Source organism: Megamonas sp., from assembly GCF_986095205.1.
Map to the genome: position 1 here is coordinate 1 of NZ_CFQVBI010000080.1, position 21,384 is coordinate 21,384.

General features: G+C 33.1%; 18 protein-coding genes, 1 pseudogene and 1 other annotated feature. Of the genes and pseudogenes, 8 read left to right on the forward strand and 11 right to left on the reverse strand.

Translation table 11 applies throughout. The annotated features are described in order from the left end of the window. The first annotated feature begins 157 nt into the window (after positions 1-157). From AC5LAX_RS12055 to AC5LAX_RS12070, 4 genes are all read left to right on the forward strand, one after another. Entirely contained in the window at positions 158-532 is a 375-nt protein-coding gene (locus AC5LAX_RS12055) for an anaerobic C4-dicarboxylate transporter family protein (RefSeq protein ID WP_493263860.1), read from the forward strand. Between the two features lie 150 nt (positions 533-682). After that, positions 683-1,162 (forward strand): nickel pincer cofactor biosynthesis protein LarC2, encoded by a 480-nt coding sequence (gene larC2 / locus AC5LAX_RS12060; protein ID WP_493263861.1) that lies wholly within the window; start codon positions 683-685, stop codon positions 1,160-1,162. After that, entirely contained in the window at positions 1,155-1,967 is an 813-nt protein-coding gene (gene larE / locus AC5LAX_RS12065; protein ID WP_288909173.1) for an ATP-dependent sacrificial sulfur transferase LarE, read from the forward strand. Before larC2 ends, larE begins: the two co-directional genes overlap by 8 nt. Positions 1,968-2,247: 280 nt before the next feature. Then, on the forward strand, positions 2,248-3,567 hold the full coding sequence (locus tag AC5LAX_RS12070; protein WP_115150858.1) for a dicarboxylate/amino acid:cation symporter: 1,320 nt from the start codon (positions 2,248-2,250) through the stop codon (positions 3,565-3,567). Between the two features lie 105 nt (positions 3,568-3,672). Here the strand turns inward: AC5LAX_RS12070 and AC5LAX_RS12075 are convergent, their stop codons facing one another. The 4 genes from AC5LAX_RS12075 to AC5LAX_RS12090 form a co-directional block, all read right to left on the reverse strand. Then, the gene (locus AC5LAX_RS12075) at positions 3,673-3,915 is read right to left on the reverse strand and encodes a hypothetical protein (protein WP_493263862.1); all 243 of its coding nucleotides are present in this window, start codon (positions 3,913-3,915) and stop codon (positions 3,673-3,675) included. Between the two features lie 289 nt (positions 3,916-4,204). Next, positions 4,205-5,314, reverse strand: a complete 1,110-nt coding sequence (locus AC5LAX_RS12080) for a carbon-nitrogen hydrolase family protein (RefSeq protein ID WP_288909170.1) — start codon at positions 5,312-5,314, stop codon at positions 4,205-4,207. Between the two features lie 23 nt (positions 5,315-5,337). Further along, positions 5,338-6,408 (reverse strand): type II asparaginase, encoded by a 1,071-nt coding sequence (locus AC5LAX_RS12085; RefSeq protein WP_288909168.1) that lies wholly within the window; start codon positions 6,406-6,408, stop codon positions 5,338-5,340. A gap of 214 nt (positions 6,409-6,622) precedes the next feature. Further along, a complete protein-coding gene (locus AC5LAX_RS12090; protein WP_288909167.1) occupies positions 6,623-10,372 on the reverse strand; it encodes a phosphoribosylformylglycinamidine synthase in 3,750 nt (1,249 codons plus the stop codon). Between the two features lie 259 nt (positions 10,373-10,631). On the opposite strand from AC5LAX_RS12090, the gene AC5LAX_RS12095 reads away from it, so the two are divergent. The 4 genes from AC5LAX_RS12095 (at position 10,632) to AC5LAX_RS12110 (ending at position 14,219) form a co-directional block, all read left to right on the forward strand. Then, positions 10,632-11,261 carry a DUF47 domain-containing protein gene (locus AC5LAX_RS12095; RefSeq protein WP_115150856.1) on the forward strand — a complete coding sequence of 210 codons (630 nt, stop codon included), beginning with the start codon at positions 10,632-10,634 and terminating at the stop codon, positions 11,259-11,261. Next, a complete protein-coding gene (locus AC5LAX_RS12100; RefSeq protein WP_015563487.1) occupies positions 11,254-12,252 on the forward strand; it encodes an inorganic phosphate transporter in 999 nt (332 codons plus the stop codon). The genes AC5LAX_RS12095 and AC5LAX_RS12100 overlap by 8 nt, the downstream gene beginning before the upstream one ends. A 46-nt stretch (positions 12,253-12,298) precedes the next feature. Further along, positions 12,299-12,494, forward strand: a binding site (T-box leader). Positions 12,495-12,573: 79 nt separating this feature from the next. Next, positions 12,574-13,053 (forward strand): Lrp/AsnC family transcriptional regulator, encoded by a 480-nt coding sequence (locus AC5LAX_RS12105; protein WP_008540100.1) that lies wholly within the window; start codon positions 12,574-12,576, stop codon positions 13,051-13,053. Then, complete coding sequence (locus AC5LAX_RS12110) at positions 13,050-14,219, forward strand: aminotransferase class I/II-fold pyridoxal phosphate-dependent enzyme (RefSeq protein WP_008540101.1); 1,170 nt, start codon at positions 13,050-13,052, stop codon at positions 14,217-14,219. Before AC5LAX_RS12105 ends, AC5LAX_RS12110 begins: the two co-directional genes overlap by 4 nt. 41 nt (positions 14,220-14,260) lie before the next feature. On the opposite strand, the gene lpdA is transcribed toward AC5LAX_RS12110, so the two are convergent. The 7 genes and pseudogenes from lpdA to AC5LAX_RS12145 form a co-directional block, all read right to left on the reverse strand. Then, entirely contained in the window at positions 14,261-15,622 is a 1,362-nt protein-coding gene (lpdA, locus tag AC5LAX_RS12115; protein ID WP_117585723.1) for a dihydrolipoyl dehydrogenase, read from the reverse strand. 21 nt (positions 15,623-15,643) lie between these two features. Then, the gene (gene lplA / locus AC5LAX_RS12120) at positions 15,644-16,627 is read right to left on the reverse strand and encodes a lipoate--protein ligase (RefSeq protein ID WP_288909165.1); all 984 of its coding nucleotides are present in this window, start codon (positions 16,625-16,627) and stop codon (positions 15,644-15,646) included. 6 nt (positions 16,628-16,633) lie between these two features. Continuing rightward, a complete protein-coding gene (gene gcvPB, locus AC5LAX_RS12125; protein WP_288909164.1) occupies positions 16,634-18,070 on the reverse strand; it encodes an aminomethyl-transferring glycine dehydrogenase subunit GcvPB in 1,437 nt (478 codons plus the stop codon). A 2-nt stretch (positions 18,071-18,072) separates the two neighbouring features. Continuing rightward, the gene (gcvPA, locus tag AC5LAX_RS12130) at positions 18,073-19,386 is read right to left on the reverse strand and encodes an aminomethyl-transferring glycine dehydrogenase subunit GcvPA (protein WP_117585720.1); all 1,314 of its coding nucleotides are present in this window, start codon (positions 19,384-19,386) and stop codon (positions 18,073-18,075) included. A gap of 20 nt (positions 19,387-19,406) precedes the next feature. After that, a complete protein-coding gene (gcvH, locus tag AC5LAX_RS12135) occupies positions 19,407-19,787 on the reverse strand; it encodes a glycine cleavage system protein GcvH (RefSeq protein ID WP_008540113.1) in 381 nt (126 codons plus the stop codon). A 39-nt stretch (positions 19,788-19,826) separates the two neighbouring features. Continuing rightward, positions 19,827-20,918 (reverse strand): glycine cleavage system aminomethyltransferase GcvT, encoded by a 1,092-nt coding sequence (gene gcvT, locus AC5LAX_RS12140; protein ID WP_008540115.1) that lies wholly within the window; start codon positions 20,916-20,918, stop codon positions 19,827-19,829. Between the two features lie 83 nt (positions 20,919-21,001). After that, positions 21,002-21,384, reverse strand: a pseudogene (locus AC5LAX_RS12145) (serine hydroxymethyltransferase); the annotation flags it as partial.

Below are 21,384 nucleotides of genomic sequence, written 5' to 3' on the forward strand. Positions count from 1 at the left end.
CAAAAATACTGAATGAGCATTGTTGTCTAAATTCATTATAATCACCACATTTTTTTATATTCGACCAATAAGATTATCTCATAAAGCATATATCCAGTCAATCTTCTAAGGAGCAATTCATCTCACTACCTTAGAGGTAGGAGACTTCTTGCTCAGTATGGTTAAATTATTAGCTTCTAATCTCGTTGTAGCTTATCCATTTTTATTAGCTGTAGCTTTATTCTTCGCTAATATGCTTTTATATTCACAAGCAGCTACAACTCAAGCTTTAATCCCAACTGTTATCGTCGCTTTAGGCATCACTCCAGAAAATACTGCTTCTGTACCAATTATTGTAGCTTCATTTGCTGCTGTTTCCGCTTTATTTGTATTGCCAACATATCCTACATTATTAGGTGCTGTACAAATGGACGATACTGGTACCAGTCGCATAGGAAAATATGTATTTAATCATCCGTTTTTCTTCCCTGGTGTATTAACAATCGTTGTTTCTGTAGCTTTAGGTTTCGTTTTTGCACCAATCATGTTATAAAAAACTCCATCTTAATATCAAAATCATATATTTAAACCCCCAAAAAAGACTTAGTTCATTATATAGAGCTAAGTCTTTTTATTTAAGCTAAAATCTACTTTCTTGCCTAAATAAAAATTCTAATTTAATATATAATTAAATTTACAACAAATGACAGGTGAAAAAATGAACGATTATATTATAGAAAAATTACTTATACTATCTTGTAATATAGATGATTTTAATCCTCAAAATTATGAATATATCTCGCAAAAACTCTTTGAGCATAATGCTTTAGATGTTTGGCTAACTCCTATTTATATGAAAAAATCCCGCTCAGCTAATACTTTATCTGTTCTAATCCGTCCTGAAGATAAAGAAAATTGCCTTGATATTATATTCAGCGAAACGACAACGCTTGGCATACGTGAAGAAATAATCACTCGCTACAGTCTAGATAGAGAATTTAAATCCATCACCACGCCATATGGTCAAGTAAAATGCAAAATAGCTAAAAAAGGCGATAAAATTCTAAATATATCCGCTGAATATGAAGATTGTAAACAATTAGCCCAAAAACACAATGTACCGTTAAAAACAATTCAACAAACAGCATTATTTCTAGCAAACGAGGAACTAAAACATGAATAAACAACAACAATTAATCGAATTACTAAAATCTTACCAATCTGTAGCTGTAGCTTTTTCTGGAGGTGTAGATAGCTCTGTACTTGCTAAAGCAACACAAATTGCTTTAGACGATAAAGCTATCGCCATCACTGCTGTATCTGAATTAATAACTACTAATGAAATATCTGATGCTAAAAAAGTTGCTAAACTCATTGGCATAAAGCATAAATTATTCACTGTAGATGATTTAGCTGATAAAAAATTCACCTGCAATGATAAAATGCGTTGCTACCATTGTCATATTAATCGCTTTAAACTTTTAGAAAATTTTTGTCAAAAAAATAATTATAACTATCTTTTAGAAGGCTCTAATGAAGATGACAAAGGTGATTATCGTCCAGGTATGCTCGCTTTAAAAGAATTTAAATTAACAAAATCACCATTTTTAGAATTGCACATTACTAAAGATGAAATCCGCCAAATGGCAAAAGACTGGAATTTACCTGTTTGGAATAAACCTAGCTCTGCTTGTCTTGCCTCTCGTTTAATTTACGGTCTTGAAATTACTCCTGAAAGATTAAATCAAGTTGCTAAAGCAGAAGATATACTTCATAAATTTTTACAAGGTCAAATTCGCGTACGTCATCATGGTGATTTAGCACGCATAGAAGTAGAAACAAATGAAGTCCCTAAATTATTTACCAATCCTCTTAGAGATTTAATTCATAAAGAGTTTCAAAAACTAGGTTTTAAATTTATCACTGTAGATTTAATAGGTTATCAAAAAGGTAGTAATAACGTGATATTAGACAATAATCCATTTTGATTAAACTTTTTATTTAAACTAAAATATTTATAAATACTATAAAATAATCTATTTTTTCTAAACTAGATGACAAAATGAATTACTTTTTATGTTGACAAGTCCTTATTTATTTTTGATAATGTAAATAGTAAAAAATAAAATCACATTACCTTTTTATTTTTTATACACTTTAAAACGATTGACATGTTTACATCAAAATCGTATAATCTTTTTCATACATATATTGTATGAATTAATTATATATGTATATACAATATTAAAGAGAGAAGAGGGATTACATATGGCTGATAATAAAAAACAAGTCGATGTTAAAGAAACCGCTCAAAGTGCTATCCGCGAAAGCAAAGCTAAATCTTCTCAAGGACGTCAGTTCTTATTATGGTTTGGTGCACTCATTCTAGGTGGCATTTTAGGCTGGCTCGGTATCCAACCTTTAAATGAATTTTTCAATTTTGTAGCTACTGTATTTACGCGTTTATTCCAATTCATTGCAGTTCCTACAATCGCTCTAGCAGTTATCACTACTTTAGCTGCACTCGGTAATAATAAAGATACAAGTCGTATCTTTTCTCATGCACTATTTTATACTTTATTCACCACAATCTGTGCAGCAGCTACGAGTCTTTGTCTTTATTTATGGATTTCTCCAGGAAATCTTCCTATGGATATTATCAATGCCGGTCAAGAAGCTGTACCTATGCAAAAATTAGGCGCACTTTCTTATTATGACCACTTCTTATCTGTAATTCCAAATAATGTTCTACAGCCATTTTTAACTGGTAATGTTTTATCTGTTATGTTGATATCTGCGGCTGTTGGTTTAGCTTTAGCCTTCATGCCAAAAACAGATAATCGTGAACAATTATTAAAAGTAATCAACGGTTTACAAGAATTATCCTTCACACTTATTCGTGCATTACTTTATGTTTTACCACTTGGTATCATCGCTTTTGCAGGTCAATTATCAGCTCAAATTGAAGCTGGTGTTATCGTTGGCGCTTTAGGAAAATATACTGCTGTAGTAATTGGTGGTAATGCTATTCAGTTCTTTATCATTTTACCTTTAATCATGCTTCTTCGTGGATTAAATCCAGTTAAAGTTTTCCGTAAAATGGCTCCTGCTCTTGCCGTAGCTTTATTTACAAAAAGCTCTGCCGGAACTTTGCCTGTAACACTTGCTTGTGCAGAACAAAATTTAAAAGCCAATCCAAAAGTTTCTCGTTTCGTTTTACCAATTTGTACAACTATCAATATGAATGGTTGTGCCGCATTTATCTTAGTAACCTCTTTATTCGTAATGCAAAATGCTGGTTTTGAATTATCCATGACTACTATGATTACATGGTTATTTATATCCGTTATTGCCGCTGTTGGTAATGCAGGCGTTCCTATGGGTTGCTATTTCTTGACTTTATCTCTTATGTCCTCTATCGGTGCTCCAATCGGTTTACTTGGTATCATCTTACCAATTTATACCATCATCGATATGATTGAAACAGCTGAAAATGTTTGGTCAGACTCTGCTGTTTGTGCTATGACAGATAATGATTTAAAAGGAAAATTAGACGATAGCGAAATTCCAAATACTAGTATTCTCTAAAATTTAAAATTAAAATATAAAAACCTCGAGAAGTTTTTAACTACACTCGAGGTTTTTTATTTCTATATTTATTTTATAACTAATTATATAAATAGTATAAAATAATTACCAATCAGTTCCTACATAAATTTCTGTAATAATATTATTTTTATCAACAAAAAAACACATTACTGGTTGAAAATAATGTCGTTTTTCATCATCCCAATCATAAGAATAATAAAATTTATTACGATAAGAATCATATTCTTTTTTCACTGTTTCATACATACCAGCTACTGTGGCATACGGTATACCTACCGTTAATCCAGATTGTGTTGATAATGAATTATTTTTCAAGGTATATCCCACAACAATAAGCTCTGACTCAGGTCTAGGATCTCTTGAGCCTATTCTACCCGTAATAGAAAAATATGGAGAATATATATGTAACACCTCTTACTCCATTAGAATTAAACCATCTCTTTTTTTAGGTGAGCATAAACACTAGCAACATATTATAATGTACAATCTGGACCTACCCCACCAACAAATAATTCAGATTTAAGGATTTCAAATACTAATATTCTATAATAGAATAAAAATATAAATTGCACTCTAATTTCTATTTTAGAGTGCAATTTATATTTTTACTATTTATTTAATACAAAACCTTATAATCTTTTTCTAAGTCCTTAAACCATTTTTCATATAATGCTGGTTGATACAACTGACCCTCTTGCAAATCTGTTTTTATATAATTAACAAAAGAATTTCTTTTCGCATTATCTAAATTAAGTTCACTATAAACAATTTCTTCATTTACTGCTGTTTCTGGATTTGTACCATAATATGAAATATATTCCATTGTTCCTTTTTTATCATCCGTAGGTCCTACTACACAACTTCCTCCTGGAAAAGCTGTTCCCATAAAAGTACCATCTGCTTTTCGTTCTGCTCCAACTAAATCGGATGTGATTACAAATACACCACTTTGTGTAGTCACTGCTTCAATCCTATTTTTAAATCTATTAACCCATGCTTTATTATTGCCATTAATAGGTTTTCCATCATTTAATGGTTGACCATCTTTTAAATCACTAACTGAATAATAACCCCATGAAGTTGCTGTTGGATTAAGAATTATTTTAGCTCCTTTAGCCGCATAATAACGACTTAATTCTGGATAATTATATGTGTCATAACATATGCTAATTCCAATCTTTCCCCAAGGTGTATCAAAAAGAAATGGTTCTGTACCTGTTTTAGCCCAAATTACTTCACTTCCAAAAGGATGTACTTTTCTATATGACCCTAAAATTTTCCCATTTGGATCAATTGCTACAGCTGAATTATATACATTTAAAGGATCATTGCCAATTTTTTCTGGATATCCATATACTACATAAATACCATTCTCTTTTGCTATTTTTGCTATTGTCTTAGCACTTTCTCCATTAAAAGGCTCTGCCAATTTTACCTGCATCCTGTCGCCTCTTAACATCGAATCATTTTGTTCCATTGCATAACCAGTTAAACACATTTCTGGAAAAAGAACTAATTCTGCTCCGTTATCAGCTGCTTCTTTTATGAATTTACTCATTTTATTTAAATTCGCTTTTTTATCTCCCCATATTGGCTGAAAATTAACGGTTGCAATTCGTACAGTATCTCTACTTTCAGCATTAGCATATGTCAATGAAGTTGCTATTAATGTTATTAATATAAAAAAACTACTTATTATTTTTATACAATAATTTTTTAAAGTCATTTCTACATCTCCTTTTTATTACATTAATATTCATCAAACATCCTTTGAATTTCATTTAAATCATTTGTTTTTGTAAGTGCTAATTGCAATAAAATACGAGCTTTTTGTGGATTCAATGTATCACCATTTAAAAAATGCTCCTTTGTATATTGTTCTGAATTTGCAACAACCATTCCATTCCCTACACGAGAACTACGTACTACCACTACACCTTTTTTTTGAGCATCAACTAACCCCGGTTCAGCATCCTTGTGAATACTTCCCATTCCACTACCTGCATAAATAATTCCTTTAGCTCCTGCATTTACTGAAGCATCAATAAGCACTCTATCATCATTTTCATGAGTATAAATAATATCCACTCTTGGTAATTTAGCTAAATTATCAACATCAAACTCACTTTCTTTCGTATGTTTACGTGTTGTTTCTCTATAAAAATATGGTTCTCCATCCGTAATATATCCTAAAAAACCTAATTCAGGAGATTTAAACGTTGATACATTACTTGTATTTGTTTTTGTTACATCACGAGCACCATTTATCTCATCATTAAGTGCTACTAATACACCTTTTCCTACAGCTTTTGGAGATGCTGCTAATTTAACTGCATTTAATAAATTAACAGGACCATCCGCACTAATAGCAGTAGCTGGACGCATAGCTCCAACAAGAACAACAGGTTTATCACTCTTTACTGTTAAATTTAAAAAGTATGCTGTTTCTTCCAATGTATCTGTTCCATGTGTAATAACAATTCCCTTAACATCTGGATCTGACAAAAGCTCATTACAACGTTTTGCTAATTTTAACCAAACATCATCTGTCATATCCTGACTACCTATATTAGAAATTTGTTCTCCACTAACAACTGCTATATTTTTTAATTCTGGCACAGCATTTATTAAAGTTTCAACACCTAAAGCTCCGGCTTTATAACCTGTCATTTGAGTATTAGATGGTGCACTACCTGCAATAGTTCCACCTGTTGCTAATATTTTTACTTCTGGTAAATCAGCTGCCGAAACAATAGAATAACTACTATTTAATATAATTGCCCCTATAGCTAATGACACAATCAAACTTTTTCTTAACATAATTTATTCCTCCTAAAATAAAATAAAGCTGTGAATAAATAAAAATATTTATTCACAGCTTCTTTGCTTTAATTATTATAAACTTTTGATGGATTTATCCTATCACATAATAGTCTTATTATCAACTAATAAATAAAAAAATACTGTACACAAAAATTTATAAAAAAATAGACAAGGTAATATATACCCTGTCTATTTTTATATCTATTATTTTTTATTTAAAGTAAGCTACGCCAGCTTCAAATAATTTTTGATCTTTTGCACCTGGAACATTTTTCGCTACATATTTGCCAATACGTTCGGAGTGTCCCATTTTACCTAAGATACGTCCATCTGGACTTGTGATACCTTCGATAGCCCATACAGAACCATTTGGATTTACTTCAATATCCATAGAAGTATCGCCATTTGCATTTACATATTGAGTTGCAATCTGACCATTAGCTTTTAGTTGAGCTAAAACTTCTGGACTTGCACAGAAGCGACCTTCACCATGAGAAACAGCAATAGTATGAATATCTCCTACTTTTACGTTGTTAAACCATGGAGAGAGATTAGATACAACTTTTGTTTCTACCATGCAAGATACGTGGCGACCAATTTCATTATATGTGAGTGTTGGATTTTCTGGTGTTAATTCTTGAATATCACCAAATGGTACAAGACCTAATTTGATGAGAGCTTGGAAACCATTGCAGATACCGAGCATTAAACCATCACGGTTTTTGAGTAAATCGCGAACAGCTTCTGTAATGCGTGGATTTCTAAACATAGCAGCAATGAATTTACCAGAACCATCTGGTTCGTCCCCACCACTGAAACCACCTGGAAGCATGATAATCTGAGATTTTTCAATGCCTTTTACAATAGCTTCAACAGATTCTTCAACCATGGAAGGAGTCAAGTTTTTAATAACGAGAGTTTCAGCTTGACCACCTGCACGATTAAATGCTTTAGCAGTATCATATTCACAGTTTGTACCTGGGAATACTGGAATGAAAATTCTTGGTTTAGCAAAAGAAGTTGGAGCTTTAGCAATGCTAGTTGCTGTATAAAGTTCACTTTGTTTTGTTTCACCAGTAGATTTACGTACATGAGTTGGGAAAATCTGTTCAAGTGGCTGAGTATATGCTGTTTCAATTTCATCAAGAGAAATTTTTACATCGCCACAGATAATTGCTTTGTCTGCAATTACGCTACCAAGTTCATATGCACCTACAAATTCATTTAAATCTACATCTTCATTTAATTCAAGAATGATTGTACCATAATCGCAAGCGAATAATTCTTTTGTATCAAAGCCATCAGCAAAAGCAAAACCGAGTTGTTCACCAAGTGTCATTTTGCTGATTGCACTAGCAATACCGCCAACGCCTACAGTTTTTGCACTTGCAACTTTACCTGCATGAATTAATTCATAAACTTTATTGAAGTTAGCAGTCAATGTATCAATAACTGGCATTTCGAATTCATCACGAGTTGCTTTAACTACGATAACTTTATGTCCTGCTTGTTTAAATTCAGGAGATACAACTTTATCTGCTTCTACCATATCAAGAGCAAAAGCGATTAAAGAAGGTGGTACTGTCATATCCATGAATGTACCAGACATGGAGTCTTTACCGCCAATAGCAGCTGTACCGAATTTATGCTGTGCCCATAATGCACCTAAAAGTGCAGCAAATGGTTTACCCCATTTTTCGCTATCTTTGCCAAGGCTTTCAAAATATTCTTGGAGAGTTAAGCGAACTTTTGCATAATCACCGCCGATAGCTACGATTTTTGTAATAGCTTCTACGATAGAATATACTGCACCATGGAATGGGCTCCAGCTCATGAGATATGGATTGAAACCAAATGTCATAGCAGTAGCTGTATTTGTAGAACCTTCTAATAATGGTAATGTAGCTACCATACCTTCTGCTGGTGTCATTTGACGTTTACCACCAAATGGCATAAGCACTGTATTAGCACCGATTGTAGAGTCGAATTGTTCACTTAAACCTTTTTGACTGCATACATTTAAATCTTTTAAAGTATTAATCCAAGCATCTTTTACAGAGCCTTCTACTTGTTTTGCTTGTTCAAAATATGTTTTGCCTTCTGGCATTTTTACTACAGCATCAGTATGCTGTTTTACACCGTTTGTCTGAAGGAAAGAACGTTTAATGCTAACGATATCATTACCACGCCAATTCATAACAAGACGAGGTTCTTTAGTTACAGTTGCCACAAGTGTTGCTTCAAGATTTTCTTTTGCAGATTCAGCTATGAATTTATCTGCATCTTTAGCATCTACAACAACTGCCATACGTTCCTGAGATTCAGAAATAGCAAGTTCTGTTCCATCAAGACCATCATATTTTTTCTTAACTTTATCAAGTTCAATTACAAGACCATCCGTTAATTCACCAATAGCTACAGCTACACCGCCTGCACCAAAGTCATTACAACGTTTGATCAAACGACTAACTTCTGGATTTCTAAATAATCTTTGTAATTTACGTTCAGTTGGAGGATTACCTTTTTGTACTTCTGCACCACAATGTGTTAAAGATTCAATAGTATGTTCTTTAGAAGAACCTGTTGCACCGCCGATACCATCACGGCCAGTACGTCCACCAACTAAAATAACTACATCACCTGGTTGTGGTTCAAAACGAAGTACATTTTCTTTTGGAGCTGCAGCTACTACTGCACCGATTTCAAGACGTTTTGCTGCATAACCTTCATGATAAACTTCATGAACCTGTCCTGTTGCCAAACCAATCTGGTTACCATAAGAACTATAACCATGTGCTGCACCACGAGTAATTTTACGCTGTGGTAATTTACCTTTAATTGTTTCTTCAAGACTACGACGAGGATCAGCACTACCTGTTACACGCATAGCTTGATATACATAAGAACGACCAGAAAGTGGATCACGGATAGCACCACCAAGGCAAGTTGCCGCACCACCAAATGGTTCAATTTCAGTAGGATGATTGTGAGTTTCGTTTTTAAACATTACAAGCCAATCTTCTTGCTTTCCATCAATATTGGCTTTTACGACAATACTACAAGCATTGATTTCTTCAGATACATCTAGGTCTTGTAATTTGCCTTCTTCACGAAGTTTACGCATACCCATTACAGCGATGTCCATTAAAGTAACATCTTTATGAGTTCTACCTAATGCTTCACGGTCATTTAAATATAACTGATAAGCATTTTTTATTGTTTCTTTATATTTACCTTCTTCAATATCAACATTGTCGATAGCTGTTGTAAATGTAGTATGACGACAATGGTCAGACCAATAAGTATCAATAACGCGAATTTCAGTAATACTAGGATCACGTTTTTCTTCTTTAGCAAAATATTCTTGACAGAATTTCAAATCTTCTTCACTCATTGCTAAACCCATTTCATTTCTTAAAGCAATAAGTTGGCTATCATTCATAGAAATAAAGCCTGTAAGTATTTTTACATCAGCTGGTTCTTCCATAACCATTGCAAGTGTTTCAGGTTTTTCAAAAGAAGCTTCTCTAGATTCTACAGCATTAATGCAGTAATTTTTTATTTTAGCAAAAATTTCATCATCAATATTACCAATTAAAGCAATTACTTTTGCACTGCGGATAACTGGACGTTCTTTCTGTGTAACGAGCTGTACACACTGTGCAGCTGAATCAGCAGTCTGGTCAAATTGACCTGGAAGAGCTTCTACTGCAAATACACGAGCATTCGCTATTTCTGGTAATTCTTCTTCATAAATTACATCTACTGGTGGTTCATAAAATACAACTGGTTTTGTCTGTGCATATTCTGCATCAGTTAATCCTTCAATATCATATCTACGGATAACTCTTACTTGTTCTATTCCTTCAATTGCAAATAACTCTTTTAAATCAGCAAAGAGTTTCTGAGCTGGAATATCAAAACCTTGGCGTTTTTCAACATACAATCTTCTAACTGACAATTTTATTCCTCCTGTAAATTAAGAAAAAAACTCACTTCTATTGTACATTAGAAAACCTATGATGTCTATTATTATGAACAAGAAAAGCTATTGTTTATAGATTTATTTTCATATCCATTAATATATAAATTTTCACTAAAATAATAAATCCTTCAATTTTACTTAGATTTTACCAAAAATATATTTATTCTTCTTATTAGGCTTTTATACTTATTTTCAGTATGAAAATTCCAATAAAAAACTTCAGGAGGATTATTTTATGTTTGATATCGGAAACAAACACTATGAATTTTTTGATATGCTCAATCAACATGCTAAATATTTTAACCAAGGTTCCAAAATAATGTATGATGTAATGATTAATTACGATACAGCTCAAACCAAAATGGAAGAAATAAAAACTGTTGAAAAACAAGCCGATTTAGTTACAGCAGAAACTGTACAAAAGTTAAATCAAGTATTCATCACTCCAATTGACCGTGAAGATATTTTCGCTCTTTCTTATGGCTTAGATGATGGTGTAGATAATATTCATGGGAGCCTTGAACGCGTCATCATGTACGAAGCAGGTCAGCCAAAAACAGACGGTCCTGCAAAATTGTCTAAGCTTTTAATTCAAGCTACAGAAGAATTAGTAAAAGCTACATCATTATTAAAAGATATTCGTAAAAATCATAATGAAATTCTTGAATGTACTAATCGCATTTTAACTTATGAAAGTCAAGGAGATACACTCTATCGTAGTGAAATGTCTTCATTATTCAAAACTGAAAAAGACCCTATTACGCTTGTAAAATGGAAAGATATTCTTCAATGCCTTGAAGATACACTTGATCAGACAAAACATATTTCTGACACATTAAAAGGAGTTGTTATGAAGTATGCTTGAGCAAGCTTCTATCTTAATTTTTATTGTTATTGCCTTAGCTCTTATTTTCGACTTTGTAAATGGTTTCCACGATACAGCAAATGCAATCGCTACATGCGTATCAACTCGTGCAGTCTCTCCAGCAGTAGCTATCATTATGTCTGCTATTTTAAATTTTGCTGGTGCCATGATTAGTACAGGCGTTGCCAAAACCATCGGTGGCGATATAGTTCAATCTGCTTCTATGGTAAATGAAGTCATCATTATCGCTGCTTTAGCTGGTGCTATTATTTGGAATTTAATAACATGGTGGTTTGGTATGCCAAGTAGTTCTTCTCATGCTTTAGTTGGTGGTATCATTGGCGCTGTAATCATCTCCGTTGGCTTTATGGGATTAAATGGCTATGGTATCTTAAAAATATTTTTATCTTTAGTACTTTCTCCTCTTGCTGCTATGGCAATTGGTTGGATTATACTACATATTATTTTTGCTATCTGTCATTCCATGAGACCAGCTACTGTCAATGATAATTGCAATCGTCTCCAAGTAATTTCTGCTGCTTTAATGGCATTTGCTCATGGTTCTAATGACGCACAAAAATCCATGGGAATTATCACACTTGCTCTTTTAAGCGGTGGCTATATCGGTGCTTTAGAAGTACCTACTTTTGTAAAAATATCATGTGCTTTTGCTATGGCTCTTGGTACTTCATTTGGTGGTTGGAAAATCATCAGAACTGTTGGCGGGAAAATCTTCCGCATGCAACCTGTTCATGGTTTTTCTGCTGATTTAAACTCGGCTGTAGTAATCTTTGGCGCTACACTTCTACATTTACCAGTATCTACTACGCATGTCGTTTCTGGTTCTATCATGGGTGTAGGCGCTGCCCAACGTGTTAAAGCTGTACATTGGGACGTTGCTCGTCAAATGCTTGTCGCTTGGCTTATGACAATTCCATGTACTGCAATTTTATCTGCTATTGTATATTTAATTTTACATTTATTCATCTAACACTTGATTTTTATTCTAATTTTATGTTAACATTATTACACATATATAAAATGCAATGAGCGGAAAAGTATAATTTTGTTGACTTTCAGAGAAATAGCGGTTGGTGCGAGCTATCAAGCGATAAAATTAGAAAGCTACCCGTGAGCACCTAGCAAAACTAGGCGCTATGCCAGCGATATCGGCATTAAGTGAGCTATTTGCTAACTAAGGTGGTACCACGGGAGAAGACCCTCGTCCTTTATTGGACGAGGGTCTTTGTTTTTTCGCTAAAATAAAGATTACTAAATTACTATTCATTAAACTTACTAAGGAAGTGATTTTATGCGTGAATTATTAGAATTACTAGAACATGATGGACGTCGTTCAATCAAAGAACTTGCTACTATGCTTGGTCGTTCTGAATATGAAATAGAAGAACAAATGAAAAAGCTAGAAAAAGAAAAAATTATTCTTGGCTACAACACTATGATTGACTGGGAAAAATACGGAGATGATAGCGTTTCTGCTATGATTGAAGTCAATGTTACTCCACAGCGTGAATTTGGTTTTGATGCTATCGCCGAAAGAATTTATCGTTTTGATGAAGTAAAAACTGTTTATCTAATGTCTGGTAGCTTTGATTTATTAGTTATCATTGAAGGTAAATCTTTAAAAAATGTAGCTGACTTTGTCGCTCGTCGTCTTTCTACAATCGAAGGCGTTACATCTACACGCAGTCATTTTATGCTTAAACCTTATAAAAAAGATGGTATTATCATTGATGATAAAGAAACTGACCATAGATTGGTGGTATCACCATGATTGATTGGAATAAAAATTTAGCAACTACTGTACAACATACAAAACAATCCGGTATTCGCCGTTTTTTTGATATTGCTTCCACTATGGAAGATGTCATCAGTCTTGGTATTGGTGAACCTGACTTTGTAACACCTTGGACTATCCGCGAAAGCTGTATCTATGGCTTAGAACGTGGATATACTGCATATACTAGCAATAAAGGTCTTTATGAATTACGTCATGCCATCACACATATGTATGAAAGAGATTTTCAAGTAAAATACAATCCTAATGATGAAGTACTCATCACTGTTGGCGTTAGTGAAGCTGTTGACCTTGCTATGCGCGCTATTTTAAATCCTAATGATGAAATTTTAATTCCAGAGCCATGCTATGTATCTTATGCAGCTTGTGCTACTTTAGTTGGTGCCAAAGCTATTGCTGTACCTACTAAATCAGAAAATGAATTTAAAGTAACTCCTGAAGATTTAGAAAAACATATTACACCAAAGACAAAAGCATTATTAATCGGCTATCCTAACAATCCAACAGGAACAATTTTAGAATATGATGAATTACTCGCTATTGCTAATTTTGCCCAAAAGCATAATTTAATTGTCATATCCGATGAAATTTATGGCGATTTAACTTATGGCGAACGTAAACACATTTGTTTTTCTGCTTTACCTGATATGAAAGAACGCAGTATTATTTTAAATGGTTTTTCTAAAGCATATGCTATGACAGGCTGGCGCCTTGGTTATGCCTTAGCACCAAAACCTGTAATTGATGCTATGAATAAAATTCATCAATACACTATGATTTGCGCACCAATAACAGCTCAAATAGCTGGACTTGAAGCAATTCGCAATGGTCAAAAGCATATGAAAAAAATGGTAGCTGAATATGACCGCCGTCGTCGTTTAATCTATGAAGGCTTTACTAGCATGGGATTAAAATGCTTTGAACCTAAAGGAGCATTTTATATTTTCCCTGATATTTCTAGTACTGGTCTTTCTTCTGAAGAATTCGCTGAACAATTGCTTCTCCGTCAACATGTAGCAGTAGTTCCTGGCACTGCTTTTGGTGAATGTGGTAAAGGATTTATCAGAGCTTCTTATGCTACTTCTGTAGATAATATAAGCGGTGCTCTTGCTCGCATAAAAAATTTCTTAGATAATTTATAAAGAAAAAAGCTGATGTAAATTAAATTACATCAGCTTTTTTCTTATTCTACAGCTTTACCAATAGCTTCATTAAATGTTGGGTGTGGGAATATTATTTTCTGTAGGTCTACTAGCGTTAATTCTTGTTGAATAGCTTGTGTAAATTGACTAATCATATCTGTAGCATGAGCACACATCATTTGTGCTCCCAAAATACAATCAGTTTCTTTATCCACTATTATTTTTATGAATCCTCTCTCTTGTAAAGATAATACAGTTTTACCATTAGCACCCATAGGATATTTTATGGTTTTTACATTAATTCCTTGAGCTTTTGCTTCATCAAGAGTCATACCTACAGAGGCGATTTCTGGATTAGTATAAATACAACTAGGTATTAAATTCATATTATAAATTGGCGCTCTGCCTAACATATGATAAACTGCATTTATTGCTTCTGCTGTAGCAACATGAGCTAATTGTATACCACCAATAACATCTCCACTAGCATAGATATTTTCTATATTTGTTTGGTAATTTTCATTTACTCTTATCTTACCTCTATCAGTTTCTATTGATAGATTATCAGCAAAAAGATTTTGAGTATATGCTCTTCTACCTACAGCCATCAATACTTTATCTGCTGATATGACATATTCTGCATCTTTTTGTAGATACTTACAATTATATTTCTTTGTTCCTTCGTTATAGCTTATTTCTTGGACTAATGCTTTTGTTTGAATTTCCACATTGCGTTTACTCAATAACATTTTTAAACTTTGTGCAAATTCTTTATCCATATTAGCTAAAATTCTATCTAATGCTTCTAAAATAATAACTCTTTTTCCTAAGGAAGCATATAAAAAAGCAAATTCAATACCAATAACGCCACCGCCAATAATAGCTATTTGCTCATATACATTTTCATCATTTAATAATTCATCGCTATTTATAGTCAATTCAGCACCTTTTATTGGGGGCATAGCTGGCACTGAACCTGTGGCGATTAAAATATTTTTAGCTTCAATATTTTCTACTTTTTCATCACTTTGAATTGCTATCTCATGTTCGCCAACAATCTTAGCACAGCCTTTGATTATCGTTACTTTATGCATTTTCATCAATTTAGCTATGCCTTCACGAAGTTTTTGTATCACATCTTGCTTATGCAATTGCATTTTTTTCATATCAAAGGATAATGCTTGATAATCTAATCCTATTATGTCCGCTTGATTAGTCATCTCACGATATAAATCAGCTGTATGCAATAATGTTTTTGTGGGTATACAACCATTATTCAAACAAGTTCCACCAAGCTCTGATTTTTCAATTAAAGCTGTTTTCAATCCTTGTTTAGCAGCAAAAACTGCTGCTTCATATCCTGCTGGACCTGCCCCAATTATTGCTAAATCAAAATTTTCCATAAATCACCACACCTTTATAATTTACAAATCATCTTGAATTAAAGTTATTAAATCTTTACTCATAATTTTATCTTCAGTTAAATTTTCTATCCGCTCAATTATATTTCTTTTTATATACAAACAATCTTTTAATGCTTCTTTCAATGATAAAATAAAATTTTGCTCCATAGCGTCAGAATATATCTCTATATCCTTGACTCTACCTTTATCTACATAAATATAAAATTCCACATTCCCCCATGAGAAACGTCTTTGCAAATGATTTGTAAATTGTATTTTCCGTCCAAAAATCCAATCCCAGTCGCTAAATTTTTGCATTAATTCATTTATCTTTAATTTATCAACAGAATTAATCACATAATCCACAACTGAACAATTATAAATTTTCTCTGCGGATATTTTTATCTGCTTACACATTGACTCTACCGTAATATCAGCATTATATTCTTTTAAATTTGTTACACGTGATTTTACAGAGTCCACGCCTTTTGATTGTAATTTAGCTTTATCTACATTTAAGAATTTCAGCATTTGTTCACTATCTACTGATAGCAATAAAGTCCCATGATGATAACAAAAATCTCCTTGTTTATAAAAAGCATTTCCAGAAAACTTCTTTTGCTCAATAGTTATATCATTGCGACCTGTTTTTTCTGCTTTAATTCCTAAAGCTTGTACAACCGTCAAAATTACGGATAATTGTCTATCTATATCATAATCTTCTTTTCTCACACAAAAAGTGAAATTCAAATTTCCCAAATCATGATAGACAGCACCACCACCAGATAAACGGCGAGCTATTTTTCCACCATCTTGGATAAATTTTTCTACATGACATTCTTGCCAGGCATTTTGATTTCTGCCAATCACAATAGTATGTTTATTTTGCCATAGATAAATTATCAATTCACCTTTATTTACAGTAGTAGTCAAATATTCTTCTTGAGCTAAATTATAATAGGGATTAAAGCCATCACCTCTTACAATTTTTATACTATTTATCATAATTAATCACTCTGCCTGATAACGTAATATTGGTTTTCTTGCAGCTAAAACTTCATCTAAACGGCGCACTACAGTATTAAGTGGCATTTCATGCATAATATCTGGATTTTCTATCGCAGTTTTATAAATTTCTTTATAAATTTTAATCGCTTCGTCCATCTGTACCTTGCCTTCTGTTTCTGTAGGTTCTACCATCAATGCTTCATGCACAATTAATGGGAAATACATTGTTGGTGGATGAATGCCATAATCTAACATAGCTTTTGCTACATCTAAAGCAGATACATTATAATCATGCTTCAATTGTTCTAAGCTCATTACAAATTCGTGCATACAAATGCCATCATAAGCCATATTAAAAGTATCTGAAAGTTCTTGTTTCATATAATTAGCATTGAGTACAGCATTTGCCGAAGCTTCACTGATGCCTTCTTTGCCTAAAGTCATAATATAAGCCAATGCTTTCAATACTACGAGGAAATGACCATAAAATTCTTTTACCATGCCATATGATTTTTCATAGCGTACTAAATCAAAATAATCATCTTTTTGCACTACTTGATATCCTGGTAAAAATTCTTGTAAAAATGCTTTACAACCAATAGGGCCACTTCCTGGGCCACCGCCACCATGTGGAGTTGCAAATGTTTTATGCAAATTAAGATGTACTACATCAAAGCCCATATCACCTGGACGAGCCCACCCCATTACAGCATTTAAATTAGCCCCATCATAATAGCATAATCCGCCAACATCATGTATCAATTTGGTAATTTCTAAGATATTTTTATCAAAAATACCAACTGTATTTGGATTAGTTAACATCAAACCTGCGATATTTTCGCCTTCTTTAGCCAATACAGCTTTTAAAGCTTCTATATCAACACATCCATCACTAGATGATGGAACAGAAATAACATCATAATTTACCATAGAAGCACTTGCTGGATTTGTGCCATGTGCAGAATCAGGAACAATTATTTTATGACGTTTTTCATCATTTTTGCTATAATGATACGCCTTAATTAATAATAATCCGGAAAATTCGCCATGCGCGCCAGCTGCTGGTTGGAAAGTCATTTTATCCATACCAGTTATTTCACATAAATAATCATTAGCCAAAGAAATCGCTTCTAATGCACCTTGTACAGTTTTTGTATCTTGCAATGGGTGAATATTAATAAAGCCTTTAAAATTTGCTACTTCTTCATCAATTTTAGGATTGTATTTCATAGTGCAAGAACCTAAAGGATAAAAACCATTATTTACACCATGCACATTTTCTGCTAATTGCGTATAGTGACGACTGATTTCATTTTCAGATAGCTCTGGTAAATTCAAACTCTCTTGACGTTTTGTAGGCAATTCCACTTTGGGAACATCACAAGGCGGTAAAATACTACATTGATGATTTTGTGTACTTTGTTCAAAAATTAAATTCATATCTACACCGCCTTTACTAATTCAATTAATTTATCAATTTCTTCTTTAGTATTCATTTCTGTAGCACACCATAATATTTCTCGTTCATTTAGTGGCAATCCACCTAAAATATTATTTTGAGCTAATTTATCCATAACATCTTGTGTATTTTTAGCAGAAACAGTAACAAATTCATGGAAATATGGTTGCTGATATTTTAAAGTTAAACCTGCTTTTGACAATTCTTCTGCTAAATAATGAGCTTTAGCTACTGACTGTTCTGCAACTTCAACTAAACCTTTAGCACCCATAGTTGCAAGATAAATTGAAGCTACTAATGCACACCACTGCTGATTAGAACAGATATTAGAGCTAGCTTTTTCTCTGCGAATATGTTGTTCTCTTGCCTGCAATGTAAGTACGAAAGCTCTTTTTCCATCAACATCAACAGTTTGACCAACTAATCTACCTGGCAATTTACGCATCATTTTATCAGTAGTCGCCATAAATCCTAAATATGGGCCGCCAAAACCAAGTGGTAAACCAAGTGGTTGAGCTTCTCCTACTACAATATCAGCACCTGCTTGTGCTGGAGTTTGCAATACTGCCAAAGCTATCGGATTAGCGCCTACAATATATTTTGCTTTTACCTTATGCACTACTTCACCAAGTGCTACAAGGTCTTCAATATTGCCAAGATAATTTGGCTGTTGCACATAAAAACAACTAGCTTCATTATCTATCATTGTTTTTAGTGCTTCGATATCAGTAACGCCATTTTTTTCTGGCACTAATTCAACTTTTATATCATGACCAAAACTATACGTTTTAATAACTTCTATCACTTGCGGATTAGTAGTTGCTGATACATAAACAGTATTAGCTTTTTTGCGTTCATAACACATAGCTGTTGCTTCTGCTGCTGCCGTTGCTCCATCATAAACAGAAGCATTTGCTATTTGCATACCAGTTAATTCGCAAATCATAGTCTGAAATTCAAATATAGCTTGTAATATTCCCTGACTTATTTCTGCCTGATATGGTGTATATGCTGTTACAAATTCTTCTTTACTTGCAATAGCTTTTACCACTGATGGAATGTAATGATTATATGCACCAGCTCCACGGAATATATGTTTATAAACTTTATTTTTATCAGCTAAATCTTCAAATTTTCTTTTAACTTCAAGTTCAGCTAAGCCTTTTGGTAAATTCAAGCCATCTTTTAATAATACTTCTTCGGGAATATCTTTATATAAATCCACGAAAGAATTAAGACCACATCTAGTTAATAATTCCTGCTGTTCTTTTTTACTATTGACTACATATGTTCCCATAAAATCACCTCAATAATTATTTAATCGAGAGTTTGTACATATTCTTCATATTCTTTGGCACTTAATAAATCTTCATGGTCAGTTAAATTGCTAACTTTAATAAACCATGCACCATAAGGATCACTATTAATAAGTGCTGGGTCATCAGCTAATTCTTCATTAACAGCTTCAATAGTAGCACTAACAGGAGAGAATACATCAGATACAGCTTTTACAGACTCTACATCAGCAAAAGTTTCACCTTTAACTACTTCATCGCCTTCTTCTGGTAAATTAACAAAAACTAAATCACCGAGTGCATCTTGAGCATAATCTGTAATACCGATTAAATAAGTTCCATCTTCTTGTTTTTGTACCCATTCATGAGATTTTACATATAATAATTCTTCTGGAAAGTTCATAATTTATTCCTCCTAAAAATTTATAAATTTATTTTCTCTTTATTTACTTCTTTTATAAAATGGTAATTTTACGATTTCCGCTTCAACCATACGACCACGTACATCAACTTGTACTTTTGTACCTACATCTTTATGTGCTACATCTACAATAGCTAAAGCCACTGCCTGTTTTAAATATGGACAATGTGTACCTGATGTAGTAATACCGATTTTTTCTCCATCAATATAAACATCTTGTGCTTCTCTAATAATTCCTTTTCCTGTAACTTTTAAGCCTACACGACGTCTAGTTGGTGCACCTTTTTGTTCTAATGCACTCTTACCGATAAAATCTGGTTTATCCATTTTTACAAAAATGCCTAAGCCTGCTTCTTTTGGAGAAATTTCATCATTCATTTCATGACCATAAAGTGGCATTGCAGCTTCTAAGCGCAAAGTATCTCTTGCACCTAAACCACAAGGAATTAAGCCATCTTCTTTGCCATTTTCTAATAATAAATTCCAAATAGCTGGAGCATATTTACTAGCTACATAGATTTCAAAACCATCTTCGCCTGTATATCCTGTGCGAGAAATAATGCAATCAATATCATCAATCTTAGCGTCAAAAATACAAGTGTAATATTTTTGTGGAATATTTTTTTCATCAGTAACTTGAGCTAAAATATGTTCACTTTTTGGACCTTGTAATGCTAACTGAGCATATTCTGCTGAAACATCACTAAATTTTACATCACCAAAAGCATGTGCTTTCATCCATGCAAAATCTTTATCTTTATTAGCAGCATTGACTACAATAAAATATTTATGTTCATGCTGTTTATATACGATTAAATCATCAACTACGCCACCTTGTTCGTTGCACATTGGGCTATAGCGAGCATGATTAATATCTAAATCTGTATAATCATTGGATAATAACATATTTATATTTGCTAGAGCATCTTCACCTTCACAAATTATTTCACCCATATGTGATACATCAAATAAGCCACAAGCTGTACGCACTGCTAAATGTTCTTTAATTACTCCTGTAGCATATTGGACAGGCAAACTGTACCCTGCAAATTCCACCATTTTACCATGACATTTAAGATGTTCTTCATATAATGGTGTTTTTAATAAATCCATATACATTCCCTCCTTGTAATTATTACCGACACTAAAATTTGATGTTTTTATATACTTAATTGTCCAACTGACAAACCGATATTTTAAGCTTCATATAATGGGAATTTCTTACAAATAGCTTGAACTTTTGCTTTCGCTGCTTCAATAACAGCGCTATCTTCGCGATTTTCGATAACATCAGCAATGATATCTGCTACTTCACGAATATCTTCTTCTTTTAATCCTCTAGTTGTAAGTGCTGGTGTTCCTAGGCGAATACCACTTGTTACAAATGGGCTCAATGGCTCAAATGGAATTGTATTTCTATTTGCTGTGATACCTATTTCATCTAATAAGAATTGTGCTTCTTTTCCTGTGATATTTTTAGAGCGTAAATCCACAAGCATTAAATGATTATCTGTACCACCTGATACAATTCTAAATCCTTTTTTCACAAGTTCATCTGCTAGGGCTTTTGCATTATCTA

What these genes read in the sequence shown, in the direction of transcription:
- AC5LAX_RS12105 (WP_008540100.1), top strand. Translation starts at nt 12,574, where the DNA reads ATGCGTGAATTATTAGAATTACTAGAACATGATGGACGTCGTTCAATC.
- larC2 (WP_493263861.1), top strand. Translation starts at nt 683, where the DNA reads ATGACAGGTGAAAAAATGAACGATTATATTATAGAAAAATTACTTATA.
- AC5LAX_RS12095 (WP_115150856.1), top strand. Translation starts at nt 10,632, where the DNA reads ATGTTTGATATCGGAAACAAACACTATGAATTTTTTGATATGCTCAAT.
- gcvPB (WP_288909164.1), bottom strand. Translation starts at nt 18,070, where the DNA reads ATGAATTTAATTTTTGAACAAAGTACACAAAATCATCAATGTAGTATT.
- gcvPA (WP_117585720.1), bottom strand. Translation starts at nt 19,386, where the DNA reads ATGGGAACATATGTAGTCAATAGTAAAAAAGAACAGCAGGAATTATTA.
- larE (WP_288909173.1), top strand. Translation starts at nt 1,155, where the DNA reads ATGAATAAACAACAACAATTAATCGAATTACTAAAATCTTACCAATCT.
- AC5LAX_RS12085 (WP_288909168.1), bottom strand. Translation starts at nt 6,408, where the DNA reads ATGTTAAGAAAAAGTTTGATTGTGTCATTAGCTATAGGGGCAATTATA.
- gcvH (WP_008540113.1), bottom strand. Translation starts at nt 19,787, where the DNA reads ATGAACTTTCCAGAAGAATTATTATATGTAAAATCTCATGAATGGGTA.
- AC5LAX_RS12055 (WP_493263860.1), top strand. Translation starts at nt 158, where the DNA reads ATGGTTAAATTATTAGCTTCTAATCTCGTTGTAGCTTATCCATTTTTA.
- AC5LAX_RS12110 (WP_008540101.1), top strand. Translation starts at nt 13,050, where the DNA reads ATGATTGATTGGAATAAAAATTTAGCAACTACTGTACAACATACAAAA.
- AC5LAX_RS12100 (WP_015563487.1), top strand. Translation starts at nt 11,254, where the DNA reads ATGCTTGAGCAAGCTTCTATCTTAATTTTTATTGTTATTGCCTTAGCT.
- lplA (WP_288909165.1), bottom strand. Translation starts at nt 16,627, where the DNA reads ATGATAAATAGTATAAAAATTGTAAGAGGTGATGGCTTTAATCCCTAT.
- AC5LAX_RS12080 (WP_288909170.1), bottom strand. Translation starts at nt 5,314, where the DNA reads ATGACTTTAAAAAATTATTGTATAAAAATAATAAGTAGTTTTTTTATA.
- AC5LAX_RS12070 (WP_115150858.1), top strand. Translation starts at nt 2,248, where the DNA reads ATGGCTGATAATAAAAAACAAGTCGATGTTAAAGAAACCGCTCAAAGT.
- gcvT (WP_008540115.1), bottom strand. Translation starts at nt 20,918, where the DNA reads ATGGATTTATTAAAAACACCATTATATGAAGAACATCTTAAATGTCAT.
- lpdA (WP_117585723.1), bottom strand. Translation starts at nt 15,622, where the DNA reads ATGGAAAATTTTGATTTAGCAATAATTGGGGCAGGTCCAGCAGGATAT.